Here is a 24,663-nt window from a genome sequence, read left to right on the forward strand (position 1 = left end):
ACTTCAAAGCCGACATCGAATTGGAGCCGCTCATGCCTTTTCCAGTGTCAGAGCAACGAATAATCGAAGCCGAAAGGGCGTTGGGTCGAACTTTGCCGCAAGAGCTACGACGGCGGTTGATGCGAAACAACGGCGGTGAAGTTGTCGTTGAAGATGACGACTGGTCCCTCCACCCGGTCTGGGACCCAACCGATCGTAAAACGAAGGGCAGGACCGCGATTCATATTCTCGCGGAGACAGCGGCAGCTCGCTCATGGGCGTCGTTTCCGCCGGACGGGGTGTCTTTGGCGTCGAATGGCAGCGGTGATCGCCTCATTACCTGTGGAAACGGCGACCACGTTTTCATGTGGGAGCATGAGACTGGAGAGTGCCTTCCTGTGGGTGCGGATTGGCAATGAGATACCGAACGGCAGCTTTCGGGAGAGGTCGCAACGACGGTCAACAGCTTGAATTGGGCGGTTGCCGTCGTCAGCACGGGTCATGCCAGAACACCCCTGGGCTGGGTTCAGAGTAGCAAGCGGCGGGCATCGACAGACCTGCTTTGGTGCGCGGTACCTCGTAGCCGAAACCGCCATCGAAACCGCTCTTCGTCACGATCTCGACGCCCGACGAGTGAACCATGACATTCTGAGGACGAAGGCCTGCGATAACGGCTGGCCATTCACCTTTTGGGACATTCTTCCGCTCGTTCGGATGCTCTGGCTGGTACGACCTCATCAGCGTTTGAGCCTCGAAATGGATCGCCCTGAGCAGCTTGGGGTCAGACACGGGCCTGTTACAGCCACCGAGGATCGCCAATGCTGCCGCCAAAGTGACGAACATAGCTCTAGCGTGTTTCGAAGGGCCCATCACGCAAATGGAGCATAAGAGCCGAATGTCTGCAATTGGGCGTAAGCGGAACGGCCGGAGTTGGTGGAAAGCGGAGGTTAGAGGATCATACCTTGGCGGTATGCGAGCTTTGCAGATCCACGCGGTTTCTCGCCGCGGCTCGTAACTTCGAGGCTAATCTGCGCTCGATCGATGCGCGTAAGAAGCACTCCAAGGCAGTCATACTTCCGCATATCATTTTCCGCGTCAGTTTCGACGTGGACCTCTAAACGATTTGGGTCGGGGCCGAAATTGCGAATGACTGCGTCTGTTCCATAGTAGCGTTGTATCGTTTGCTTAATAAACTCGACCTCGTTCTGAGACAGAGGCGATGGAGTTCTTGGGAGCATTGGGGGTGATGCAACCGGCATATGCCTTGTTAGCAGACAAGCGAATGTCTGCAATTGGGCGAAAGCGGTCGTTAGACGACATCAGCTGTGCACTTTAAGCTAGGCCGGTTTGTGTCGCGCTCTCTTCCTCCGCTCAAACCAACCTTCCGCATCAACGTTTCCGTATGGAGCCTGCCAAAGTCGATATAATTAGGCCGCCAACCGATCGTCTTGCGGCCCTTTTTACCGCCTGTAGCAACGCACGATGCCTCTCTATCTCAGACGACGGAGGCGGGGACCATTCAGGCATACCGAGTTCGAACACTGCAGCCGATCTTGATACGTCGAGATCAAAACGCTCTTCCTCGGGCAAGTAGGTCATCACAACGCGATGCGCGTCTGGTGCGTCCTTGAGGGCCTCGGCTAATGCGTCAACCGCCCACTCCCGCATCACGTTAACTTCGCCAGATAGTACAGCAATATTTTTAGCTAGCTTTTTGTCCTTACGGTCGAATATCCACAACGTCCTATCTGTGTGATCGGAACCGTTCACCACCGCCTTCCCATAAATCTCGGCAGCAGCTGTGTTATATTGTTCTACTATAGTTTGCATAACGCCAACCATCGAGCTCATATGTCTCACGGCATAGAGCATATCCAGCTTTCCAGCCTTCGCGAAAAGTAACTCCTCGGATGGCAATAGCGTTGGACGCTGAACCTCAGCAAACCCTCTGATTGCGCCGATCATAAAGACGGCTTGAAGGCCGTCATCGCCAGTTATTATTTCATTTACAGGCGCAACTGCGATTTTTTCATGAAATGCGCCCAGAATATTTATAAATTCTCTTAGTTTAATGCTCACTTGATGAGCATTGTCGGCGTCAAGCCTTGCGTGATCTTCCACGCGTAGGCGTTGAGCACGATGCTGCCCCCAGAGTGCCGTCATCACTGCTGCGGTAGAGGCGAGGCCGGATACCCACGTAGCCAGCGGACCTGGCTCAAGCCCTCCATGTAGATAAAAATAAACGATCAGGCTTCCAAAAAAGAGCGCAACCGCGGCCAGTGCACCTACCAATTCAAACACCACCGCTCCTCCGCTTTTGATGGACAGCGCATTGTGCCGCGTCTTTTTCGCATCGCCAGTAATTTCAGTGAATTGCTTCGGTGGTCTTCACGGAGTTTCACCACACGCGAACCTATAAACGTTGGACCTCACGGCTCCGGCGTGGCGGACGACCGTGTTTGAAACGGCGTCGATCAGACAGTTCAGGACGTTGATTTCACCATCGCATCCTGGATGGAGGCGGCATGGCCCGTAACACGGGCTTGCGGAAAGTGATTGATAAGACCCTGCCGGGTGCATCAATCCGCATCAGCAAGTGGACGTAAAAAGGGCCTAGAAGCCCACGGTTTCCCTAGGCCTCGCATCAAATCTAGGTTTGCACCAAAAGAGACCCAAAAAGCCCGCGGGCGAGGCGGGGGTTCTTGCGCTGCTTTCGGGGTCGCGGGCTTGTAGTCATTTGGTCCGGTCCGGATCGCCTGGCGGGCTTCGAGGGCTGGCCGGCGGTATGCCGCGACAGCGCAATCTGGTGACGGACGTGGTCTCAGCGCAAATGCCAGCACCCCACTAAAATCATGTGTTCCCTTTCTGTTCTGACTCACGCTAGATGGCGGTCCAAAGAGTCGCGGGAACCATCATGCACCATCTCCACCTCCACGATGTCCCGTTCGACCTGATACCGCTCGAGGTGCCGTTCTTCCTGTCGCGAACGCCAGCCGGCTTTCCGTCGCCGGCACAGGACGACATGGAGGAGCCAATCGATCTCGGCGCCTGGCTCGTCCAGCACCCCGCCGCGAGCTACATCATGCGCGTCGACGGCCACTCCATGCTGGGCGCCGGCATCAACGACGGCGACCTGATCGTCGTCGACCGGTCCAAGACGCCACGCGCCGGCGCGATCGTCGTCGCCCTGGTCCATGGCGACCGCACGTTGAAGCGCCTGCGGCACATGGATGGCCGGCACTGGCTCGTCCCCGAGGCCGAGGGCTACCCGCACACCCTCGTCGACGAGAATGTCGAGATCTGGGGCGTCGTCGTCGGCGTCGCGCGCCAAGTCCGGTGAGCGGGCCGATCGCGCTCATCGACTGCAACAACTACTATGTCTCGTGCGAGCGCGCGTTCGACAGCAGCCTTATCGGCGTGCCCGTGATCGTGCTGTCGAACAATGACGGGTGCGCGGTCGCCCGCTCGGCAGAGGCAAAGGCGCTCGGCATCAAGATGGGCGAGCCCGTCCACCTGCTGCGCGACAAGATCCGCGCGCACGGGATCCGCGTGCTGTCGTCGAATTACACCCTATACGGCGACATGCAGCGCCGGGTCGTTGCGGCGTGCGATGCCTTCGCGCGGGACTTCGAGATCTACTCGATCGACGAGACGTTCCTCGACCTGACCGGCTTCGAGGACCGCGACCTGGTGGCGCATGTCAACGCGATGCGCGCCCAGGTGCGCCAGTGGACGACGATCCCCACCTGCGTTGGCATCGGCGACACCAAGACGCTGGCAAAGCTCGGCAACGCCGCGGCCAAGAAGAACCCGATGTTTAACGGCGTGGCGGATCTGCGGGATGATGCGGTTCGCAAATGGGTGATGGACCGGTTTCCGGTCGAGGACGTCTGGGGCGTTGGCGGCGCGACGGCCCGAAAGCTGCTGGCGCTCGGCATCGGCAATGCCGGCGCGCTCCGCGACATGCCGATGAAGCAAGCGCGCGCGGTTGGCACGGTCGTGCTCGAGCGCCTGGTCGGCGAGTTGCGGGGCGTCCCGTCGGATGCTGTCGAGACCATCGCCCCGCAACGCAAGGGCATGGCGGTCACGCGCTCGTTCGGCACGCCAGTGCAAGACTTCCACACGCTGTTCGGCGCGCTCACGCAATATGCGATGCGGGCGGGTGAGAAGCTCCGGTTGCATGGGCTCGTCGCCGGCCGGCTGACCACGTTCTTCCATACCAACAGGCACAAACCCGACCGGCCGCAATATGCCGGCTCGCGCACCGTCGCGCTGCACCCGATGACCAGCGACAGCCTCGAGCTAATCGCCGCGGCTAAGCGCGGCGCATCGGCCGCCTGGCGCGATGGCTATGCGTACACCAAAGCCGGTATCCTGCTCGACGATCTGATCGCGGCGGATCTTCGCCCCCGGACCCTATTTGAGGGCGACACGCATAAGCGTGACCGGCTGATGGGCGCTCTAGACGAGATCAACACCCGCTTTGGAAAGTTCGCCGCCACAACCGCTTCGCAAGGCTTCAAGCGGCAGTGGAAGATGCGATCCGAAATGAAATCACCCGCTTGGACAACCGACATCCGTGAGGTGCCGAAAGTTCGTGCTGGATAGGCTGGCGAGCGCACGCGAATGTCCGGGATTGGTGGAAAGCGGACATTCGCGCGATCGCAAAATCCGGGTCCGCTAGGGTCAAAAGCGGACCCGTGCCGGACAGATCAGGCAGGGAAATGAATTCCGCATAGTTTGTTGCCGTCTGGGTCGCGAAAATAGGCAAGTTCGACTGTCCCCAGCGATGCGGTATTACGCGGGCCGGGCGGGGCTTCGATCGAGGTGCCACCGTTGGCGACCGCGGTATCATGAAGCTGCTTCACTTGTTCAAGCGAGTTGCACGAAAAGGCGACGGTGCTGCCGTTGGCGACGCTTGCCGGTTCGTCGTTAATCGGCTGGCTGACGATGAAATTGGTTCCGTTGCCATTATTATAGATCAGCCGTGTATGGCCGCTGTCGGCAATGTTCCGCGTCCCTTCGCCTGCCCCCAAAGTGGCGAGCACCGTGTCGTAGAAGCGCTTCGACCGTTCAATATCGTTCGATCCGACCATGGTGTGAAAAAGCATGCGGGCTCTCCTTGCAGCTGATCGACTTCCGATCGCCACTAGCCTTCTTACCTAACCGGCCGTTAGGACGCGGTCACCCCCGGGTCGTCGAAATGTCCGCGATTGGGCGAATGCAGACTGGCCGCTTCGGATTGTTGCCGATCGGCAGCGCGAACGTCGCGACGTGGTGGTTAGCTGCCGGTGAGCATCCATGCTATCGAGACTTCTCAGGGGGTGGTCATGCAAGATTGGAGCTTGCTAATTTCCGTTGCCGTAACGCTCGGCACGCTGTTTGCTATCCGCAGGTGGGCTGCGAACCGCACTCATCTTCGTGCAGGCATAGTTTTTTTTCTAGTCGGCCTGCCGACCTTTCTTATAGCGCGAAAGGTAGGCGAAACCGGTGCCGTTCAGTCGGACGCGCCGATCTGGCCTATGATCCTGATCCCGGCTTCGATATTGGTACTTGGGATAGCACTGCTCGTCAGAGGCGCCTTCGGAGCATCGCGAAACGCGGTCCGCCAGCGACGGAGTGGCTAACCCGCCTACCGATCACCTATGACGGCTTCTGGGCGCCTCCCGCCGGACCGATTTGGAGTCTACTTATCCGCCAGGGAACGTCGCGACGTGGTGGCTAGCGGACGTTAGCCGAAAGGCTTTGCGATCATCGCCTCATAGTCCTTAACCGCGTCGCGGAATGCCGCTCGCCTCCGCGCCAGCATGTTGTGACGCCAATAAGCTATGCCTGCGAACAGCATCGAGGCCAGCGCCATCTGCGTCGACCCGGCTAAGTTTTGCCACTTCAGATAGAAGGCGAAGGCACCGACCAGTGAGACCGCGGCCAACGCCCAAGCGGTCCACGTGGCGACAGTTTCGCTTGCCCACGAATAATGAGCTTGAGGACGGCCACTCCCCGGATCGGTAGTGAAGTCGTGAAAACCAAACATCGGACGATAGTGCACCGGTCTGAGGATGTCCGCTAGTTGGCGCTTTCGGTCATTGGGCGTCGGAATGGCTGAATGTGGTGGACAGCGGAATGGCGGCTTTCGGGAATGCGGACGGCAATAGCTGCCGTTATGCGGAGGCGCCCCTTTCCTAAAAAGGATCAAGTTTTGGGAAACTTAAGAAAAGGTGGCGAGTGGAACAGGGGCTCTCGCGTTCATTAGGTCTGGAACAGGACGCTTTACCTGAGCAGCAGATCCCACATGCTGTCCGCAAGCTGCTGAGCTACCCATTTTTCAATGATATGACCATTCCGTTCAAGCTTGATGACTTCAATATTAAGAATGTTTTTTCTGATCGACGCAACGCCAGCATTCCCAGTTCGACCGTCGATTTCGCCGAAGGCCAGCAACTTTTTAAGCCCATTCGTCTTAGCCAAGTAGCTTTCAAGATTCCTATGCCGTGCGGCTTTAGGGAAAAACCCACTAAAGAGGTCTATGCCCGGAACGGTCGCTACCCTTCCAGCCGACCAAGGATTATGAGGACTCTTGATCATCCTTATCGGTTCGCTGGCGCGTGGTTTTTGATTGCGCGCTGAAAACATATCCTTGAAGTTCTGGGTCGCGTCATTCGCACTGAACACCAATGGCAAAATCAACGCTAACCCGTCCAGTGTTGCAGAAGGAAGGTCGCCCGCTGCCTTGGCACTGATCATTCCTCCCAAGCTATCGCCAAGAAGAACGACTTTGCCTTGCGGGTGGAGTTTCCGAACCTTGCTTACATATGATCTGACTTGAGAAGCGGCGTTGTCGAAATCGGGACTTGGGAAACTCGATCCATGCCGGGTGCCAGTGTAGCCAATCCTTACAACAAGTACGCCCCGCTCCACCAAAAGTAGAGGTAGGTAGTCGTTCAGGCCGGGGGAGATATCCATGCCGGGGCCGCCAACGACCTCGACGACGATCCGCCTCGAAATCGAAGGAACGAGGTCTCGACTGTCATAGAAGGCGACGATTGGCAGCTTGGATTCATTAACGGTGACCGATCCTGAAAACACAGTCACATCCGTTGCCTCGCTTAACCTCCAAGTTGCGCAGTCGACCTCTGGATTGCCAACCATCGCTATAGCGCCGCTGGGTTCCCCATTGGCATAGGATTTCGAGTAGTCGCAAGGGTTGAGACCTAGCAATGCCAGCGCAGGATCTAACGACCCGGCGGGCAACGATGCTGCAATCGATTTGTCGTTGGCTACTCTCACCTTGGAAGGAAGCGGAGGCACGACTACGAATGCGGGCGGCTGGGGAATTTGCGCTGAGAGTACGGCGCCCATCGCCGAGGCGAAGGCGAAGGCAACTAAAACCGTCGTCATTCTGCTGACCATGCCTTCTCCGTTAAGCTTCATCTCAGATGAGATGCCAGCATTCTGGAGGACTGCGGAACGCCAGTAAATGGGCGCTCCATGCCGTCTCTAAAACGAACCCATAGCGGGACAGTCGCCCGGCCGATCGGGCCGACAGGCGCTCGGGGCATCCGCTTTCCCGAAATTTGTTCCGGATTGCTCTTTCCCGAAATTTCCGCTCGGACATGGGGAAACGGGAACGACCTCGCTGAACGGATGGCTGCTTTCGGGAACACAAATTGCCACCTGAGTGTCAGGGTTTGGGCGAATGCAGACTGGCCGCTTCGGATTAATGCCGATTAGCAGCGCGAACGTCACGACCTGGTGGTGAGCGGCCATTGGCGTGTTGAACCAATAGCGCTAGCATATCCTTATGACGCTCACTTCTGAGGCCCGCCAGCGCGAAATGTTGGCTCTAAGCTTTGAACCGACTGAAGACGGTTTTATCTATTACCACTACCGCTGGTCGCGCGGCATTCCTGTCACCCCTGAAGAACAAGAAAAGTATCTCGACATCCCGGTATTTGGATCAAGGCGTAGGTGGCGTAAGGCACTGGCCGGACGCGAGTCCAGTCCACCGAGGGCATATAGCCCGGTGGCGTGGAAGCTGATGAAGAAGACACCGCTGAGAATGGCGGTTTTCGCTCTGGTCTTCGGCGGGTTCGGGCTGTTTGCGGGGACCAACGAACCCAATTTAGTGTTTGCGACAGCCTATGTAGTGGCAGGCGCTGCGACACTATTTCTTGGCGGACTTATCATCGCGGCTCGCTTCAGGCGGTCCAATGCCGACGTCCGCTAATGGGCGTTAGCGGTCATTCGAAGCGATCGGCCCCGGAACGTCCGGAATTGGTGGTCAGCGGACCGGCGGCTTTCGGGAAGGCGGGTGGCAATAGCTGACATTGCGGGGCTGTCGTTTTCTCGAAAAGGATGGAAATTGGGGATAGCCGGTGCGTTGACCGCGGGCGGTACGACTTGGCAGCAAACCGGCTGGCTTTCCCGATGTCTGCATGGGGCCGCAACGATTCTGGCCGTAATTGGCGTCGGACCGGCGGATGAAGTATCGGTCGAATCTCTTAGGAGGCTGACTCATGTTCTTCATGCTGTTGCTGGCCGCGCTCAGCCGTTGCGCCTCACTCCTGCTATGTCCTACCGATACAGAACTGATCGACGCGCTGTTGGCCGATGATGCCGCAATTAAAAGGGCGGTTGCTGATGAGGCTCTCCGGAAGGGGGAGGTCGTCCTATTTCATCTCCCACAGGGAGTTTGGCGGATACAGGATGTGAGTTGCGGCGAACGCGAGCCTGGTAACCTGCCGACTATAACATGCCAATTTACGGCTCGTTATGCAGCCCGTGACGTTCCACAGATCGCGCGATTAAGAAAGCAGAACGGCAACTGGCGTATCGTCGAGGCGCATCCCGTAGAACCTAGTTACCGTTGATCTCGTAATTACCTATCCAGCGATTTTGGACGCTTCCCGCCTTTTCATTAGTATTAAATTTTGGAAATGTCCGGTATAGAGAATATTATAGACCAGATCTTACTCGTGCCGCGATCTATCACCCTGGAATAGATGGTTAATCAGGTTGCTTCTTAACTTAAAAAAGTCATGGCCCACGTCCCAGAATGGCTTTCCTTCGTCGTCGGATTCGGCATCCCACTTTATTCCATTGCGGAACTCCATCGACATGGGAATCATCATCATCCGGTCAATCCGAGTAACATACTGCCGTGTGCCCTGCTTTGAGGATAAAGAGATCCGATACCCGGCTGATCCTGGTAGTGACTGTACGTTAATCGATGTGAAAATGGTCGAGGCTTTGTTGACACAAGTGTCCCGCTTCTGCTCAAGACTATCTATGATAACACGGCTCGGAATCGTTGACGTGGGATACCCGGCATCTATCAAGGCTGTGTTCAACGCTATAGCGGTGTCGTTGGCAAAAGCCCCGACAGTCCAAGGCATCATCTCCTCGCCTGATCGCCGAACGCTCGCTATAGTTGCCTTATCCGCGTACCCTGTAATACAGAATTCTGTTCCCGCATTAACGACTAACTTGTCTGAACTTAATATTCTGATTGGACTTTTAGAGGCACGAGAATAGGTCATATTATTAATCGGTGTAGCCGTTGCAGCGTGAGCGAAATTTGAAATGACCAACTGCAAGATGGATATTCCATTCAGAATCGGCATCCAGTTTCGACGAACTGTCATATCGGCCCCTTATTTGCATTCCCGCGCGAGGCGCATTCAAACTTGCTCTCATGTCGCTCGAATATCCAGCTTTGGGCGCTTTCTGGCGATCTCACCCGTCTAGAAAAATGGTCAAATATCATGAACGGCTGGGTTTGGTGGAATGCGGACGTTTCCTGTAGATCTGCGATATGGTCACTAGCTTCATGAGATTACCTCTGATCCTGCGCCTCACCGGTGGCTGGATCCTTGCGTGGATTACCAATGCGCTTCTGGCACCTGTGGCGGCGAACTTTCTCGAGATGCTTGGCCTCTTGATATCAGTAATGGTTGGCTGCGTGCTGCTGTTAGCGGCGGTCGGCATTGTGTTCGAAGGTATGGTTCGATCCTGGCAAATGCGAAGTGGTAAGGCGCTGGTTGCGCAAGCAGTCGTTCCGGCGATCGTTATCGCCCTAGGCGTTCTCTTTCTTACCCATCCGGCGGCGGAGCTTTCGTGGCAAAGTCTGCATGGCGCGAGGGATGTCCCAATCTGGAGGTGGCCCTACCGACCTTAGGGTACGCTTAGGGGCGTGAGCGGGCGTCAAACGCCAAGCCATTCAAGGCCACCAGGAAGTTCGTCAGCAGAAAAATCGATTTGGAGGACGCGCCGATGCGCCGGACGGCTCGCGGCTTCGGAAGCGTGGAGGATTGGCGTTGCATAGAGCCATAAGTCGCCAGCATCAGCAGTACAGACCCGTGTGCCGCATTTGCTAACCACTTGCTCGATGACATCGACAGGAACACGCCCTTCGGCATGCGAACCGGGCGCAATTAGAAGCGGGGCATTGGTCGCGGGAACATCGTCAAGGTGGGCTCGCAGAGTGACCATGCGCGTGAGTAAATCAAAGGGCGGCGCGACGTGCTGCATGCCGCCCTTGATGGTCCAAGGGCCAAAGCCATCCATATCAATCCGCCGCTGCACGCAAATGGTACGGTCTTGATGCCAAGCCAGTGACCAGTTCGTCTCGGCAGTTTTGTCGAAGAAGATTGCTCTCACCGGGCGGCATCTTTGGCCCAGCACATTCGCTGCGATCGAGCCGATTGCTCCACCGCAGGCGAGAAACGGACGGAGGGCTTCAATGCCGCGGATGCGAATACCGGCTTGCTCCGACGGCAGGTGTGCAAGCGCCGCTCGTAAATCGGCCAAGCTGCCGGCTAAAGCGCCCGCAAATAGCTCCGCGCCGTGATCAAAGAACGTAAGGCGGGACTGATCGTGCATCATCACGGCGTCAGCTAAGCCTAAGCGGTGGGCCTTCGCAATGTCTGCTGTTGGGCGTTAGCGGTCATTCCACGTGATCGGCATCAGAACGTCCGAAATTGGTGGAGAGCAGACGTTCCTTAAGAGGGCAACGCCGTAAACATCGACCTGCGTTACGCCACCACCACGAGTGACACCCAATAAATTGCCCACCAAAGTGCGGGTACGACGAGCAGTCCCGCAAAGCGACGCTGAGAAAAGTCTTTGAAGACAAGAAAGGATAACACCACGGTGCTAAACAGCATCACTGGCTTCGCTAGTAGCACCGCAAGCATAATATAAGGGCCAATCTTCGAAATCGTCTCGGGTGCGTCAAACATCATCGGGGTCATGAGCGCCATCATGGCGGCTCGTGGTATGGCAAGAAGCGCCACCACTCCAACGACTAAAGGAACAACACGCTTCCAAAGCTCCTTTGTATCGCTTCTGTATCCTGGTTCTTCCATCGCTGAAGCTCCTGAAATGTAGACGATAGCTAGCCCAAACCAGGCCCTGGGCGCGGTCGGCATTTGCCATCTCAGTGCCCCCTGTGAGGGACCCGTTTACCCACTACAGAGTTTTTTCGGCAGGCCATAAGTGCGGCCAACATCGCAGCGAATGTCGCCTTTTGAGCGTGAACCGACGGGGCAGCGTAAACACCGCCCGCGGCGTTCACCCCAAGGCCACGTTCGAGACGATCAGCTCGCCCGCGCGCTGCGCGGCGCCCGCCCCAACCGTGTACGTCGTCTCGGCTGTCGCGACATGAAACCGCGCAAACGTCGCCCGCGCGCCTGGCCTATCGTTGATCGACAGGATGAAGCGCCCCTTGATCCCCGCCAGCTGGTCAGCGAGCTGGTCGAAGTCGGCGCGGCCGAACACGTCCTGGCCGTAGTCCGTCTCGCATCCACAATAGGGCGGATCGAGATAGAACAGCATACCAGCGCGGTCATAGCGCCGGATGAAGTCGGCATACCCGAGCTGCTCGATCACGACGCCGGCCAGGCGCGGTGGTGGATATCAGCGTCGCACCCGATCGCCAGCAATGGTGGCCTGGTGCCCCGACGATCGATCTGAACCCGCAAGGCCGGACACAGAACAAGAAGCATCGCGCGCTTCTACCCGTGCTGCCGCTGCTCGACCGTTGGCTGCACGTTGAATACGCGACGTACATGGCGCTCAAGCCCGCCGAGCGTGCAGGTCGCGGCTGGCTGGTGAATCATTACGGCCGCCCCGTGCAGGACGTCGATCGCGCCTGGGACACGATGCTGAAGAAGCTGGACATGCCGACCGCCCGCGAGTGGCGCCCCTATGTGCTGCGCCACAGCCTCGCAACGCTCGTCCGCAACCGCGGCGCGGAAAAATGGGATCTGGAAGGCTTCATGGGCCACCGCGCCGGGAGCCAGACTGAGGTCTACGCGATCGGCGAGTTCCCCAGCGTCGTCCGCGCGCTGGAGAGCATCATTTCAGAGATCGAGAAGCTCGCGCCGGGTGCGATGCACCGGAATCGTACCGGAGCCGCAAAATCCTCGACCATGCGTGAGGATGATAAAATGTAAGTAATTTCAACAGGATGTCGATGGTGCCGCTTACAGGACTCGAACCTGTGACCCCCGCATTACGAAGACTCGGTCCAACGACTAACCCACTGAAATGACCTCTTTTTTAATCCTGGATTGACCCCGTATGACACTCACAATGCTCACAAACTGTCCCGTCAGGTTCCGACGATAGGACGGAATGACAACCCGCTGAGCGGGCTTCACAATCGGCAGACAGATAACCTCGTTGTCTCATGTTCCCGTCGACCGGACGGTCATCGTATCAACCAACGGAGATATGATGATGACGGTACTTTCCTCACTGACAATGGTGGCATCTGATCGAGCGGCAATGCGGGTCAGAGGAATTGGATCGATGCGGCAGAAACTAATCGATCGAATTGGCGACCAGATCGAATTGGCAAAGGCCACCGAGGCCGGTCAGTCGTTCCAGCGTGTCAAATATCGCCGTGTCCGTGACATCGAAAGCGAACAGGTTTCCGAGTCCGTCGTGAAAACTCGTGTTCGTCCTTGGTGGACGGCAGATCCAGACGGTTCGGTCCTCCTGTGGATCAAATACGGAAATACGAACCTCGAATTGGCGAAGGGTAAGCCAGCCATTCGGATCACGAATCGGAACGAGCTTATTCCCACGCTGGAGACGGTTCTGGAGGCAGTCAGGGCTGGTGAGCTGGATAAGCAGATCGAGGTTGCCGTGGCCTCGTTCAAAGCCCGCTTCAAAACGTGATGTTACGAAAGCGGTCGATATTTTCGATCCCCTCAAGCAGATCAATTAATCACTGTTTTATCACCTTGCCGACCGGTCTTTGATATCTCGTCGGAAATAGGGCCTCATCCATCAAAGCAGTTTTATCCGAGAGTGTTCGGCTTCGGACTCAGCATGCCTATGGCTGCGGTTGCACCGGTGGCTGCTGCTGCGGAGCTACAGCATCCCCCGGTGAACGAGCGCTATTTCCAACAGGAGACGGTTCTGCCACGAAACTTTTCAAGGCATCCATCACTGCAGTTGTCGTGGTCGTAGGCAACGTCGTCGCCGGTTTCTCCGCAGTGGTCGTTACTGTTTTGGTACCCCCCGTTTCAGGCTTACCTGTTTCGGTTGAGGCTTCGTCACCCTTTGGTGCACCGCTATCGGATGCCGTGTCCGTGGGCGTCTCTGTACCGCTGCCGCTATCCGAGGCGTTTTTTTCGACGGTCTTAGTCGTCGTCTCTATATTCGAAGAACTAATAGTGCTCGCTATTGCGCCAGCCGTGCTGACGATCGTAACTGCCTTATTCGCTGAGTCCCACATGTGGATGACTTGGTCTGCTGTTAAGACCCCCTTATAATTTGACGAGATCTGGCAAAGGTAGAAAAATGCGATATTTGCGTATGCGGTCTGCGCATTCGACGCATTTAGCATCGCAATCGCTTGCTGCTGCCCAAAAGAAAGCTCTCCACTTCCTTTTGCTGCATTACCGGTGGTTGCCCCCTCGCCCTTCGCTGCGGCTTTGAGAGATGTGGCATTTGCTGTCAGTGCACCTTGTGCACAGGTTCCGCCCGCTCCCGATAGCCCAGCGGAGTAGTTCGACTTCCATATTAGAAGACGATCACTTCCCGGCTTTAACTCCACCGCACGAGTATTGAGTAAGGCGCAACCGCTAAGTCCGCAGCCAGCAATTATCGCCCAGAATGGTGATTTTAGCATAACCCCCCGACCTTTTAAGATATTTCGGTTTGGTACGCTTACTATCGTAATAGTACGGACTATCCTTTCATATCGTCAAGCTGCGCGAGACGGGAGATTTCACAAGTTTTTTACAAAGTCTCTTTGGTATTTTGTAATAATTTAAGGCAGTGCCTATGCTCGAGGATCGCTGATCAGAGTCACAACATAGTAGTGGTGGTGAGCGATGACGGAGAAGAAGACAGTTGGGCATCTGTCGTAGCGGGCGGCGACCCAATGCCAGCCCTTCAGGCGGCCAAACAAAATTTCGATGCGGCTGCGGCTTTGGTATCGGCGCTTGCTACATTTGCTGGGCACGTTTCAAGATTTGCGTCGGCTATTGCAGGGTGTGATGCCCTTTGCTCGAGGCGCGCCCCTGTACCAGTCTGCGTCGTAGCCGCGGTCGCCCAGCATCCATTGCGGGTCGGGCAGATCGTCCAGCAGCGCTGCAGCGCCGGTGTAATTTCTAACCTGGCCAACCGTCAGCAGGAAGCTGCGCGACCTACGTCATCGAGCGACGAAGCGCCCAACCCTCCGCGTCAACCTAGTCGGGGCTGGGCGAGCCGTCCCTCGACTTCGTCTAGATCTCATCGTCGGGTGGAGAAAAGCCTTCTGTTAAATTGATCGATAACAGGGTTGGCCGCCGTCCGGCACGTAATTGTGTTTTGGTGACGACGTCCTTGGATTGAGCAATATTCCCGACCGTATGCTCCACGTTGCCCGTCGAATAATTGATGCTCTCATTATCGTAGTCGCCGGTACTACGCATCTGGTTGACCGCATCATACCCGATCAATTCGAACTTGGCGTTCTGATACCGAAAGGTGAACGTCTCGTGCGTTAGATCCGTACCCGTCCCCTCGACGTACACCCTCAGCGACCGGTTTTTAATTTGCAGTGGGTTGTCGCTTGCAAACGGGTCCGTTTCGTTTTCGACAACTGGTAAGAATGTATCCGTGTCGGCAGCTATCGATTTTGTGCCGTCCGGCTTGCCGAAGGCAATCAACAAACGCCGAGGGCCGTCGACGGAAGCGCCAACACGTTTGAGGATAAGAACCTGATCCGGAACAGCGTCACCGTTCAGGTCGCCACCGGCAGACCATTGGATAGCCCATCCCTTCGGAACTACCGACGATGGTTCGGGCTGAGACACCATCGCTGAGGTGTTAGCAGTCATCGAGGCATTTGAGACAGGCGGCGTAGCATCATCGGATGTGTTGTCAGCTCTCGACGAATTTGCGCACGCCGACGTTGCCAGGACGACCGCCAAAGCGGTCAGGGTCGATTTTAGCATTCAATTTTCTCCTGTTCGATTGTCACGATCAGGGGACAACAACAGGAGTGCAACAAGTATTTGACACGACTGGGGGACAGACGATGTGGGGGGCTTGCAGCCATGTCGCTGAATGGATTTGGTCCAGCTCCTTGGTGAAAACGTACGCCGGCTCCGGAAGGAGCGCGGGCTGTCACAGGAGGAGCTGGCATTCCAAGCAGGGATGAAACGCAGCTATCTCAGCGATCTTGAGCGCGGCACAAGAAACCCCACCGTTAGGGCATTGGACAGGCTAGCAGCTGCGCTCGCTGTTGAACCGTACGGGCTCATTAAAGAGCAGCAGAAACATCCGTCGATCGCCAAAGATCATTCGGGATAGATCAAAAATACAATAATCTCATTGACTTAGAATCCCAATGACACCCCGCGATTTTATGTCCGAGTCGGCCCCAATATCGTTGTCACTTTTAAGCTTCGCACAGCTGCAGAATTCAGAGCAGAGCTTGCGCGCGCCCAGAATAATGTGAGATTACACTTACAGCTATATGAACTTGTGGCTTGGTAAGGGTTCCATCGATCCTCTCGATGACCCCCATAGTCATGCAGCTGCTCAACCAGGTCCGCATCAAAGCAGCATAGTAGCGTGGCACATATCCTATCGGTAATCCGGCTACAAATATCCGTACGGCGTTTTGATCATGTGGATTATCAATTTCCGGCATGAAGGTCACAACTTGTCCCATCATTGCTGATATCTCAAGATGCATACCGGCATTGTATCGGAAACCGGCAACTTCCATGAGAAAAAGGTGCGGCATGGTTTCGTAGCGGTAATCTATGGCACACATGAATCCGTCGCCCGGCAGAGTGGCGCCGGTAAAACCAAGAAGCGCAAAATCGCTAATCTGGCCAACGGGATCGATACGATGCTTTTCGAGATAGGTGCGAAAATCTGATCGATTCCGAGGTGGTAACCGACGCGAAAATACTTCTACGACATTGAAATGATGAACCGGGACATCCAGCGGAAAGGCAGGATGCCCAGTGAAGCCAACGCTCATTGCTTCTTGCAAATCATGGCTATAATAAGCGTAGGTAAGGGAAACCCGATCCGATGCCCTTACAAGCTCTCCTACAATGAACTTCTTACGAACTGTGGGGTTGCTCGATTGCCATATTAACAACAATCGATTCGGCTCGATCAGGTGTGATATTTTAATCATCGTCTATCGCCAACATAATACCCTGGAGACGCTCAGTCCGACGGGCTAAAACTTTTACGATTGCATCTGCCCGGAGCGCCGTAAGCGGATGCGCTGATTTGGATCCGACAAAAGATCTTAGCTCCTTCGAAAACCCGGCAACATTCCAGTTCAAGCTATCAGATATAGCTTCCCGCAACCCTGGCCTCTGACGGCAAATCGATGCTATCATTTCAAGATGGCCAGCCTGCTTAGCGTCCGAAACGTCAAATCGCATATGGTGCCTGCCACGATTGATATAGGCATCTAACCTTACCATATCGTTGAACATGGTAAGCTTTTCTTCGATGATCTCGTGAAGAAGAGACGTGCCATTATCGAATGCCGGGGCAAATCGGGGAACCATCTTTCCTACTTTGTCCGCACGCCACAACACGCCCCAGTTATCCTGATGACGATCAGTGTTTCCGATCACTGCGTCAAACACGAGCATTTTACCCCAGCTAGCCCAGTGATCCACACCGAACATCTGTCTAAATCGAGTGATTAAATACCCAATATGCTTTAGATTATGTTGCCGGCCGGTCTTAAGGTCATAGTTTTCTATCCTCCTGACCATGTAGCTGCCACCGGGTACGTAGAGGCTGTGCGTTTCTGGGGCTGCGGCGGGAATATCTGGATCGTAACCTGGAACGTCAACAAGCGCGGCGGCTGCGGTGATCGAGTCCTTCTCAATCTCATACCCGTAGAACCATGATATTAGTGTTCCAGGCTGGCCACTTGCCTCATCTTCCGCATAAAAGCATTCGGGAACGGGGACGTTCATAAGCCGCCCCACTACGCCCGCTATCATTTCCGACCAAAACTGAACTGGATATCGGGGATTTGAAAACTTCATTAGGTAGCGATGACCGGGGACGATCCGAGCGTCGGCTGGTACCTCCGGAGCGATCAAGGCATACTTGTCGCGAGCACCCTCAGGAAATGGCGAAAATTCACCGTCCTGTGCCCATCCTCGGATATCGACCGCCTGCATAACGCCTCTGTGCGTTATTCCTAAAGCGGCGTGAAGGGGCGAAGCGCACCGCTTAGAGCTGGAGCTACCGCATACTCTGCAGGACGTCGACGTTCATCTCGGCGGTCAGGTGCTTCGCGTAAAACCGGTCGATCATCTCGACGCTGGTGCGAGCGTTTCGGGCGAGGGTGAGCAGGCACATATCCTTCCCCTTGATGAGACGGAACATGATCGCTGAATGACGGAGGGAGTACAGCGTACGCGTTTCCCCAGACGTCGATTTATACAGATCAGCAGAACGCAGAACCGTACGTAGCTGACGGCCAAGGTTCCGAATAACGAACGTACGGTTCTTGTACTTCGGCATGAAAATAAAATCGTCAGGATTCCCGAACCCTGCGGCCTTGCCAGTTTTCAGTAGGGTTTCATAAATCGGCACCGCGTTCGGCATCGAGACAACCGGGGTATTCACCGTCTTGCTGAAATCCGTTGTGATCCGGAGATACTGAGTTTCCTTCGTCCGAACGATTTCGACATGACGGTGGCGTAGCTCCTTTGCATCCGACGGGCGCAGGAACGTGTTGACCGAAAACGTGCAGAACCGGCGCAACTCGTCGGTGATCTGATATCCGTAGACCTTCGTCCCTGCATCCTCGTGCCGTTTGCACTCCTTCAGCAGCGCTTGGTATTCCTTGAGCGAAAACCATCCTCGAACCTTCTGCTTCAGGCTGACCTTCGGCATCAACGGAACGTGATCAATCGCACCGGCACGGGCGGCGGCTTGAAGCGTCTTGCTGACGAGGACGAGGATCATTTTGATCGTCGCTGATGACAGATCCTTATCCCGCAGTTCCTCGACGAATTCGTCCAGGACGACGGTCTTGATACGACGAACGTCGAGGTCGCCAAGCGGCTCCTCGCAATGGCACCGGAGGATGCGACGTTGATCTAGCGCTAGACGGGGGTTCTTCTCACCGCGCGCGACCCGGCGTTCGTCGGCAACGATCACGTCCTCAGCGAAACGGCGGAACGAGTTGTCGCCTCGAACGGCCTTTGCAGTCGGTGCCAGCTTATCAGATATAGCCTGTGCATCGATCCGGGCCTTCCCGATATCGTCCGTCTTGAGCGACCTAGCGACTTGTCGTCCATCGTGACGATAGCGGGCATAATAGAAGGGTGAGCCAACCGCTTGGGTCAGCGTTACATTTCCGATCCTTTCTGTGAGCATGGGTGATTTTCTCCGTGTGGTAAGCGCCGGACGACGCTCTTGACCGTCTCGGCATAAAACCGGCCTCCCTTTTTCGCGGGGATGCCGAGCGTGTTGAGGTGGCGAGCAATCGCCGAATATGACCGTCCCTCGTCGATGAGCGGCTGGACAACGGACGCAAGCGAATGAGCATGGTCGACGGCTTGCTGGCGATGCTTGATCGCGAGTACCGATGCGTTGGCACCGAGGCGGACACCTCGCTTCTTCGCCTCAGCAAGAGCAAGGCGCGTCCGCTCCGATATCATTCGGCGCTCTTCCTGAGCCAGAGCAGCGAATATGTGCAGCTGGAAATCCGAGGCGTGCGGCATGTCGGCTACGACCAGACCGACGCCCTGCTCCATGATACCGGCGATGAAGCTGACTTTGCGGGAAAACCGATCGAGCTTGGCGATCAGCACTTTCGCTCCGAGCCGCTTGGCGGCGGCGATAGCCTGCCACAGCACGTCCCGCGTATCCGACTTCCCGGACTGGACCTCTACATAGTCCCCTAGAACCTGATCATTGTCACCGATGAATCCGTCCACCAGCGACTTTTGTGCGGCCAGACCTAACCCGGATCGTCCCTGCGCAGCGGTCGATACTCGATAATAGGCAACATACCGTGTCATTCGCTGGCTCCGTCAAAGGCAAACCTTGGTTTGCTTTGGACGGGTCATCGAATCTTCGAACCATAGCAACGACGCAGTTATCTCCGGTCTTGGCTTTGCGCCCCGTAATTGCTGTCCGCTGAGCGAGTTGCCCTCGATAAATTAGTCAAAAGCTGGTTTCTTGCCGCCTCGAAAGGATGCGTGCACCATGCGGCGGGAAGTCCCCGCCTTATGCTCTCGTCGCGTAATGGGGTGTAGAGCGAAGTCATATGGTCGAAAAATGACTGAACGCGCTCCCGCCTCATTCCAATCCGCTTAATTGTCCCTCGCTCTGCGTAAATATCAGCAGTCTGCCTTCGGAGCTCGTTCCATGTTTTCTCGTCGGCAATGAATGTGTCCATCATCACATTTTCCAGAAACATCATATCAGCGAGAAAATAGCGTATTACGTACGCGCCCAAGCGGCTGACGATGTAATTTGACTCAACACCTGGTGCCGAATGAGATGTGGTATGTATAAAACGTAGACGACATAAGTCGGAAATCACCTTCATGGTGACGGCATCGCCGAACCCAATGATCCTCAGATTCCGGACTATATCACTGCCTTCCAAATGCCTAAAGGCAGAGTCACTACTGAGATCGACAATGGCAGCTAATAGATATGTACGAACTAGCTGGGCTTCAGTCTTGGCTAATCGGCTATCGAATGGATTTCCCACGACAGAATGCTCTTCAAAATATTGCTTCTGAGTGCCCACCATAATTGCACGCAGCGCCTCATGCTGCGGCATTACGTATCGACCAGTGCTTTCGTATATCCTCAAGGCCTTACCCGAGGCGGTCCACCCCGACTGCAAGAACTCGCGCGTCATACGCAACGCTAGTCGGATATCCGACGTAGCAAGAACCTCGATGAGATTCCCAATCGTTGTACCTAGAACCGAGCTTTGAACTAGGTCAATTATTACTGGAAGCTTTTGGACTTCAACCTGCGCACCATTCTCCGCCGTGAAATCACCAGATTTCCCCTCGAGTAACTGCTTCGCGACAAAAAAGCGTCGTGCGAGAACCGCCTCGATGACAGGTGGCTCAATGGCTATTGGATCAAAGTCGAAAGCGTCGAATATAGGACTGTTTTTATGAAGGACGTATGTGCCCTCTCGCATCGCACATACCAGATTGGCGCCGATCTTTTGCGCCAGCGCCATCGCGTCGGAGAAAATTTGTGACTGAATGGACTCGTCGTCAAACTGATCGATATTATCGACGACGAGAAACACGGCGGCACCTTTGGCCGCATATCGTATTATCTTTTCTGCATATGGAAGACCCTTATTGTAATCGTCCATCAAAAGCTCGGTGATCCGACGGCGGCGCTCTGTTTCGTCATCACGTAATAAATATAACGGTCCGCGGAAAAGCGCGTCCGTTTCTTCTTTGTAAGCATGCCGCACGCAACGCTCATAGTCTGATAGAAAGGGGTCAGCGTTGATACCGCTAATTAAGCTCGAAACTAAAAACGCTAGGGCAGACTCACCCTTGGCAAAAGGTCGGAAGTCAACATGAAACCAATGTGGATAGGGTTTATCTCGCCGAGGCTCAAATATCTCCGCCGCACTGACTTTTCGGGTGTACTCCAGAAACGTTGTCTTACCGGCACCGACCTGCCCCAATACGAGCATTGCTAGTGGACGAGCTCGACTACCAGCGCCCGCGATTAGCGACGCTATCTCCGCACTACCCTTTTCACGTACCGCTCGTATTGGAGCTTTGGACGCGACCCCCTCACGCTTTTGGATATGAATTCTGACTCTGTTATCAAACCGCATACGGTCAGGAGTCCGCACGTACATTTTTGCTAAAAGTGCAGGGTCGGAATTTACGATATCTTCCGTAAACGCGGTGACAATAGCGTCTTCGATCAACGGATACAGACTGTGCCTTGTAATCCGAGAAAATCCGGCGGGGAAAAATCTGTTTAACCGGCGATCACCAATTTGATTTTCGATGCGACCGAGCAACTCGTTTTCAAGGCTCCCGTTTATGACAGCGTCTCGGGACAAAAGGTCCGTAAACTCTGCATAGTCTGTATCGAGTATCGAACGCAGGTTCGGGAAAATAATCGCTGAGGAATCGGAGAATTTCACCTGGTCCGTCCGGGTGGCAGGAAATACAATCCATGTGTTTCCGTTGGTTACAACGGCAAAGGGCAGGCTGAGTTTTCGTGCATAGTCCCGTGCCTGCGTAATGGCAGCACCTGTTTTCCCGGTTAGTAACTTTCCCCGTAGCTGGGCACGCCGCGTATCTGGAACCTCGTCGAATGTTACACCGACACGCTTGGCCTCTACCACCAACGCCGTCATACCTGTCCGAAGAGTGTAATCGGCCCAAGTGGTTTCGCCATCTTCCGATACTCGATCCTCGGAATGAAGGTCGGCGTGCGTCCAGCCCAAAATGTGATACAAAACATCGTTGATGACTTTGTGCCGCGTCTCAGCTTCGTTGGCATGCTCAAGAACTAACGTCTCGTACGACGCAAGGATCGAAGCGGGGGTTGGAATTTCGGCCATGCGGAAACATATCCCGGAATGGCTGTCGTGCACAGTAGCCATCACCCTGCTTTAACCAGCTAAGGAATGAGAATGATGACCGTCGCGCTCCGTCTAGCGAGAAGCGCAGGGAACGGACGCGAGCTCAATGCAGGGTCGTTGTACACATCGAACCATTTAAAGCAGGATCGATTATAGCGGCGATCAGCTCAGCCTTCGTTTGAGGTGAAACGGTCTTCGTCAGCATGCTTAGGACGCGGCCGATCAAATGTTGAGAACGGCTTGATCCGAACACCCATATTAACCGGCCACGTACAAACAATCTTACCAGTGAAGCCGGCGGGCTAGCTTTTAGCTGGGTTCTGGACGAATCAGCGATCGCAGCCGGGACAGACTGATCCGCCGTTGACCGTTTTTCGCTATCGGACCGGCAGCGTCCCATGCTTGAGCGCCAGGCGCATCGTAAACAATCTCAGCTTCTTCGGGACTGACGACTTTAAGAACGACCAAGCGATCGCATGTCGAATACATCGAGATGCTCTTGCCAGCTGTCATTTTAATTTGAACATCGCCTGCGGCATCGAAGGCGTCGTGAGCGGGCTGAGAGGGCGGATATAGCGTCAGCCCTAGAGCCTCTGCAGCTACGACTTCGCCTATTGACCCAACGAGGTGACCATCGGGGGTAAATGGCCGACCGGGATACAATGCAGCCAACTCCTCGGTAGCTCGGTAAATTGCCGCGACGGGTGCTGGAAGCTTGACCCGCCTATTCACCGATCACGAACCGATCAAGCGTCGGACCGAATGGCTTCGCGTTGAAAGACACCATTTCGACGATTTCGCCAGCTGCTGTAATCCGATCGAGCTCAGCCCGATTCCCCCATTTCGCAAACTTTTTACATCGGCGGCATTCCACGCGAAATGCGTTATGGGTTTCAAGCGGTTGCTCGATCCACCTTGTCCCCTCTCCGCAGGTACACCGCATTTGCATTTCAAACCCCTAAAGCTACGAGCGATCGGTGAAGCCGTATCGCGATTGAACCGCAGCGCAAAGGGATCAAAGTGGCGGTACGATGTTGACGAAGCTCGGCGGTGCATCCGTCTACCGGATGACAATCACAGTCGCTTGATCTCGCTTTAAACGATCTACCGAGGGCATGAGTGTCATTGAACCCTGCTCAAATATTTCAACATACCGGAACGATGCAGTCTGCAATGCACGGATTAGCTCGGCCTTCGTTTTAGGAGAAACTGTCTTTGACAGCATGCTCACGACCCAACCTGATCGAACGACGAGAACGGCTTGACCCGACCTCCCGTACCGACCGACCACGTACGAGGTGTATCCGCTGGTGGCACGGATGATCGTCCTTCTACGGCGATCTTCAACCGTTCATCGATCGATCGCTGTGTTTCCAGCTTTTCAGGCAGTTTCGAACCGACATGCAGGACGCGTTGACGCATCATTTCCGAAAAGACCTGCGTCCGCGTTTTCCCTGATAGGAGGCAGACGCGGTCGAACGATTCCAAAAGCGGCTTGGAAGCCCGGAAATTGACGAGGGTGTGTAAAGAGCTGGTATTCATCGATCTGCCTCTGCTGGTAAGTACCGGGTACTTATGCTCAACTGGCACGGCGAACACTTTACATAGGGTGGTTAACTAACATTGACGCGTAGAGCGGGCGCAAAGTGAATGCTTTCCAGATTGCCAGAACCGTGCCGGGGCGTTTCAAACGTCAACCCGATATGCGTCACCGAATGGTCGGATATCATACCGGGCACCGCCCAGAACGCGTCCGACGGTAGATAGGCCAATACCGAGCATCCGGATTTTCCAAGCGATATCGAGAACGGACCAAGCGCACCTACGGTCTCCTCCTTGGTACCGGCAGAGAATGAGCGCGACGACCGCAACGCGACCTCGATCGCCTGACCGACATAGCGATCGTAAGGCTTCGATGCAGACCCGATCCGACCGAAAATATCGATGACCGCTTCGTCAGTCGATCCTCCAGTCGGGGTATGACGTTGTAGGAAGTAGGTTCGCTCAACCGTCTCGATCAACACCGTCATTTCGCCGGTCGTTACGGCCTTCGGATTCGAGCTAACCATCGGTCAATCCAGTCCTCCGCATCGATTGGTCGAATTGCTATCACTGGACCACGATCGTTTGAGCCGCCGTCCGCACTTGATGGAATATGAGGACCCGAAATTCGAGTAAATGCTTCGCAACGCTCAGCGAACAGCGGCATCAATTCACGGTAGAGAATGATGAGCCGATCGTCGTCCCCGTTCCGAGATGCTCTGGCGACGAAAAACAGTTCATTCCTGATCAGGTCGAGGCTTGACCGGTCTCCCAACGCAGCGGCGTTCGCAGATGCATCGAACGAGCCGAAATAGTCGTATCCGTTGAACGTCATCGCAAACTCAAAAATCGCGGCAGCGTCATCCGGGTCGGGAAGGTCGGTGATTTCCATCATCTATGGATCAAGGATAATCGACGTCGAGACAACGAACGGCGGCACGGCAGCGGGACGGTTCAATCGTTATCTTCGCTGCAGTGTCCGAGATGGAGAGGAAAGCGGCCCGGCTGCATTCGGCTAATTGGAGAGCGTAAGCAGACGTAGG

The 24,663-nt window shown here is 55.4% G+C and carries 27 protein-coding genes and 1 pseudogene; 8 read left to right on the forward strand and 20 right to left on the reverse strand.

Translation table 11 applies throughout. The features are described from left to right. Positions 1–32 precede the first annotated feature (32 nt). On the forward strand, positions 33–398 hold the full coding sequence (locus FHY04_RS23055) for an SMI1/KNR4 family protein (RefSeq protein WP_183936730.1): 366 nt from the start codon (positions 33–35) through the stop codon (positions 396–398). A 70-nt stretch (positions 399–468) separates the two neighbouring features. Here FHY04_RS23055 and FHY04_RS12895 read toward each other — a convergent pair whose 3' ends face one another. Continuing rightward, positions 469–822: a hypothetical protein gene (locus tag FHY04_RS12895; RefSeq protein ID WP_183936731.1), complete on the reverse strand. Its 354-nt coding sequence runs from the start codon at positions 820–822 to the stop codon at positions 469–471. Positions 823–1,368: 546 nt separating this feature from the next. Next, positions 1,369–2,280: a hypothetical protein gene (locus FHY04_RS12900; RefSeq protein ID WP_183936732.1), complete on the reverse strand. Its 912-nt coding sequence runs from the start codon at positions 2,278–2,280 to the stop codon at positions 1,369–1,371. 613 nt (positions 2,281–2,893) lie between these two features. Between FHY04_RS12900 and FHY04_RS12905 the strand changes: the two genes are divergently transcribed. Both FHY04_RS12905 and FHY04_RS12910 read left to right on the forward strand, forming a co-directional pair. After that, positions 2,894–3,319: a LexA family transcriptional regulator gene (locus FHY04_RS12905; RefSeq protein WP_183936733.1), complete on the forward strand. Its 426-nt coding sequence runs from the start codon at positions 2,894–2,896 to the stop codon at positions 3,317–3,319. Then, positions 3,316–4,587, forward strand: coding sequence for a Y-family DNA polymerase (locus tag FHY04_RS12910; protein ID WP_183936734.1), 1,272 nt, complete (start codon positions 3,316–3,318; stop codon positions 4,585–4,587). Before FHY04_RS12905 ends, FHY04_RS12910 begins: the two co-directional genes overlap by 4 nt. 104 nt (positions 4,588–4,691) lie before the next feature. Here FHY04_RS12910 and FHY04_RS12915 read toward each other — a convergent pair whose 3' ends face one another. The 3 genes from FHY04_RS12915 to FHY04_RS12925 form a co-directional block, all read right to left on the reverse strand. After that, positions 4,692–5,090: a VOC family protein gene (locus tag FHY04_RS12915; protein WP_031439576.1), complete on the reverse strand. Its 399-nt coding sequence runs from the start codon at positions 5,088–5,090 to the stop codon at positions 4,692–4,694. Positions 5,091–5,710: 620 nt separating this feature from the next. Then, positions 5,711–6,013, reverse strand: a complete 303-nt coding sequence (locus FHY04_RS12920; protein WP_221211781.1) for a hypothetical protein — start codon at positions 6,011–6,013, stop codon at positions 5,711–5,713. Positions 6,014–6,249: 236 nt separating this feature from the next. Continuing rightward, positions 6,250–7,389, reverse strand: a complete 1,140-nt coding sequence (locus tag FHY04_RS12925; RefSeq protein WP_183936736.1) for a serine aminopeptidase domain-containing protein — start codon at positions 7,387–7,389, stop codon at positions 6,250–6,252. 391 nt (positions 7,390–7,780) lie between these two features. Here FHY04_RS12925 and FHY04_RS12930 point away from each other — a divergent pair, with 391 nt between their 5' ends. Next, on the forward strand, positions 7,781–8,206 hold the full coding sequence (locus FHY04_RS12930; protein WP_183936737.1) for a hypothetical protein: 426 nt from the start codon (positions 7,781–7,783) through the stop codon (positions 8,204–8,206). A 289-nt stretch (positions 8,207–8,495) separates the two neighbouring features. Continuing rightward, entirely contained in the window at positions 8,496–8,849 is a 354-nt protein-coding gene (locus FHY04_RS12935; protein ID WP_183936738.1) for a hypothetical protein, read from the forward strand. Between the two features lie 1,333 nt (positions 8,850–10,182). Here FHY04_RS12935 and FHY04_RS12945 read toward each other — a convergent pair. The 3 genes from FHY04_RS12945 to FHY04_RS12955 form a co-directional block, all read right to left on the reverse strand. Beyond that, positions 10,183–10,863, reverse strand: coding sequence for a phytanoyl-CoA dioxygenase family protein (locus tag FHY04_RS12945; protein ID WP_183936859.1), 681 nt, complete (start codon positions 10,861–10,863; stop codon positions 10,183–10,185). 149 nt (positions 10,864–11,012) lie between these two features. Next, a complete protein-coding gene (locus FHY04_RS12950; RefSeq protein ID WP_183936740.1) occupies positions 11,013–11,345 on the reverse strand; it encodes a hypothetical protein in 333 nt (110 codons plus the stop codon). A 205-nt stretch (positions 11,346–11,550) separates the two neighbouring features. Then, positions 11,551–11,868 carry a hypothetical protein gene (locus tag FHY04_RS12955; RefSeq protein WP_311724797.1) on the reverse strand — a complete coding sequence of 106 codons (318 nt, stop codon included), beginning with the start codon at positions 11,866–11,868 and terminating at the stop codon, positions 11,551–11,553. Positions 11,869–11,888: 20 nt separating this feature from the next. Here FHY04_RS12955 and FHY04_RS12960 point away from each other — a divergent pair, with 20 nt between their 5' ends. Further along, entirely contained in the window at positions 11,889–12,434 is a 546-nt protein-coding gene (locus FHY04_RS12960; RefSeq protein WP_260171513.1) for a hypothetical protein, read from the forward strand. Between the two features lie 283 nt (positions 12,435–12,717). Further along, complete coding sequence (locus FHY04_RS12965; RefSeq protein WP_260171514.1) at positions 12,718–13,164, forward strand: DUF6641 family protein; 447 nt, start codon at positions 12,718–12,720, stop codon at positions 13,162–13,164. Between the two features lie 157 nt (positions 13,165–13,321). On the opposite strand, the gene FHY04_RS12970 is transcribed toward FHY04_RS12965, so the two are convergent. From FHY04_RS12970 to FHY04_RS12975, 3 genes and pseudogenes are all read right to left on the reverse strand, one after another. Then, positions 13,322–14,047, reverse strand: coding sequence for a hypothetical protein (locus FHY04_RS12970; RefSeq protein WP_221211782.1), 726 nt, complete (start codon positions 14,045–14,047; stop codon positions 13,322–13,324). 228 nt (positions 14,048–14,275) lie between these two features. After that, positions 14,276–14,644: pseudogene (locus FHY04_RS22640) on the reverse strand (transposase); the annotation flags it as partial. 76 nt (positions 14,645–14,720) lie between these two features. Next, positions 14,721–15,434 (reverse strand): hypothetical protein, encoded by a 714-nt coding sequence (locus tag FHY04_RS12975; RefSeq protein WP_183936742.1) that lies wholly within the window; start codon positions 15,432–15,434, stop codon positions 14,721–14,723. 112 nt (positions 15,435–15,546) lie between these two features. Between FHY04_RS12975 and FHY04_RS12980 the strand changes: the two genes are divergently transcribed. After that, complete coding sequence (locus FHY04_RS12980) at positions 15,547–15,792, forward strand: helix-turn-helix domain-containing protein (RefSeq protein WP_183936743.1); 246 nt, start codon at positions 15,547–15,549, stop codon at positions 15,790–15,792. A 112-nt stretch (positions 15,793–15,904) separates the two neighbouring features. Here FHY04_RS12980 and FHY04_RS12985 read toward each other — a convergent pair whose 3' ends face one another. The 9 genes from FHY04_RS12985 to FHY04_RS13020 all read right to left on the reverse strand — a co-directional run bounded on the left by FHY04_RS12985 (position 15,905) and on the right by FHY04_RS13020 (position 24,512). After that, a complete protein-coding gene (locus FHY04_RS12985; protein WP_183936744.1) occupies positions 15,905–16,636 on the reverse strand; it encodes an HIRAN domain-containing protein in 732 nt (243 codons plus the stop codon). Next, a complete protein-coding gene (locus FHY04_RS12990) occupies positions 16,629–17,651 on the reverse strand; it encodes a hypothetical protein (RefSeq protein WP_183936745.1) in 1,023 nt (340 codons plus the stop codon). The genes FHY04_RS12985 and FHY04_RS12990 overlap by 8 nt, the downstream gene beginning before the upstream one ends. Before the next feature lie 64 nt (positions 17,652–17,715). After that, positions 17,716–18,858, reverse strand: coding sequence for a hypothetical protein (locus FHY04_RS12995; protein WP_221211783.1), 1,143 nt, complete (start codon positions 18,856–18,858; stop codon positions 17,716–17,718). Then, on the reverse strand, positions 18,831–19,505 hold the full coding sequence (locus FHY04_RS13000) for a recombinase family protein (protein ID WP_183936746.1): 675 nt from the start codon (positions 19,503–19,505) through the stop codon (positions 18,831–18,833). The genes FHY04_RS12995 and FHY04_RS13000 overlap by 28 nt, the downstream gene beginning before the upstream one ends. A gap of 77 nt (positions 19,506–19,582) precedes the next feature. Further along, positions 19,583–22,057 (reverse strand): hypothetical protein, encoded by a 2,475-nt coding sequence (locus FHY04_RS22305; protein WP_221211784.1) that lies wholly within the window; start codon positions 22,055–22,057, stop codon positions 19,583–19,585. 330 nt (positions 22,058–22,387) lie between these two features. Continuing rightward, complete coding sequence (locus FHY04_RS23060; RefSeq protein ID WP_409349165.1) at positions 22,388–22,810, reverse strand: DUF6998 domain-containing protein; 423 nt, start codon at positions 22,808–22,810, stop codon at positions 22,388–22,390. A gap of 495 nt (positions 22,811–23,305) precedes the next feature. Continuing rightward, positions 23,306–23,620 carry a hypothetical protein gene (locus FHY04_RS13010; RefSeq protein WP_183936747.1) on the reverse strand — a complete coding sequence of 105 codons (315 nt, stop codon included), beginning with the start codon at positions 23,618–23,620 and terminating at the stop codon, positions 23,306–23,308. Between the two features lie 71 nt (positions 23,621–23,691). Further along, on the reverse strand, positions 23,692–24,108 hold the full coding sequence (locus FHY04_RS13015) for a hypothetical protein (RefSeq protein WP_183936748.1): 417 nt from the start codon (positions 24,106–24,108) through the stop codon (positions 23,692–23,694). An 11-nt stretch (positions 24,109–24,119) separates the two neighbouring features. After that, a complete protein-coding gene (locus FHY04_RS13020) occupies positions 24,120–24,512 on the reverse strand; it encodes a hypothetical protein (protein WP_221211785.1) in 393 nt (130 codons plus the stop codon). Positions 24,513–24,663 lie beyond the last annotated feature (151 nt).

Source organism: Sphingomonas sp. BK481 (assembly GCF_014194875.1).
GTDB lineage: Bacteria > Pseudomonadota > Alphaproteobacteria > Sphingomonadales > Sphingomonadaceae > Sphingomonas > Sphingomonas aerolata.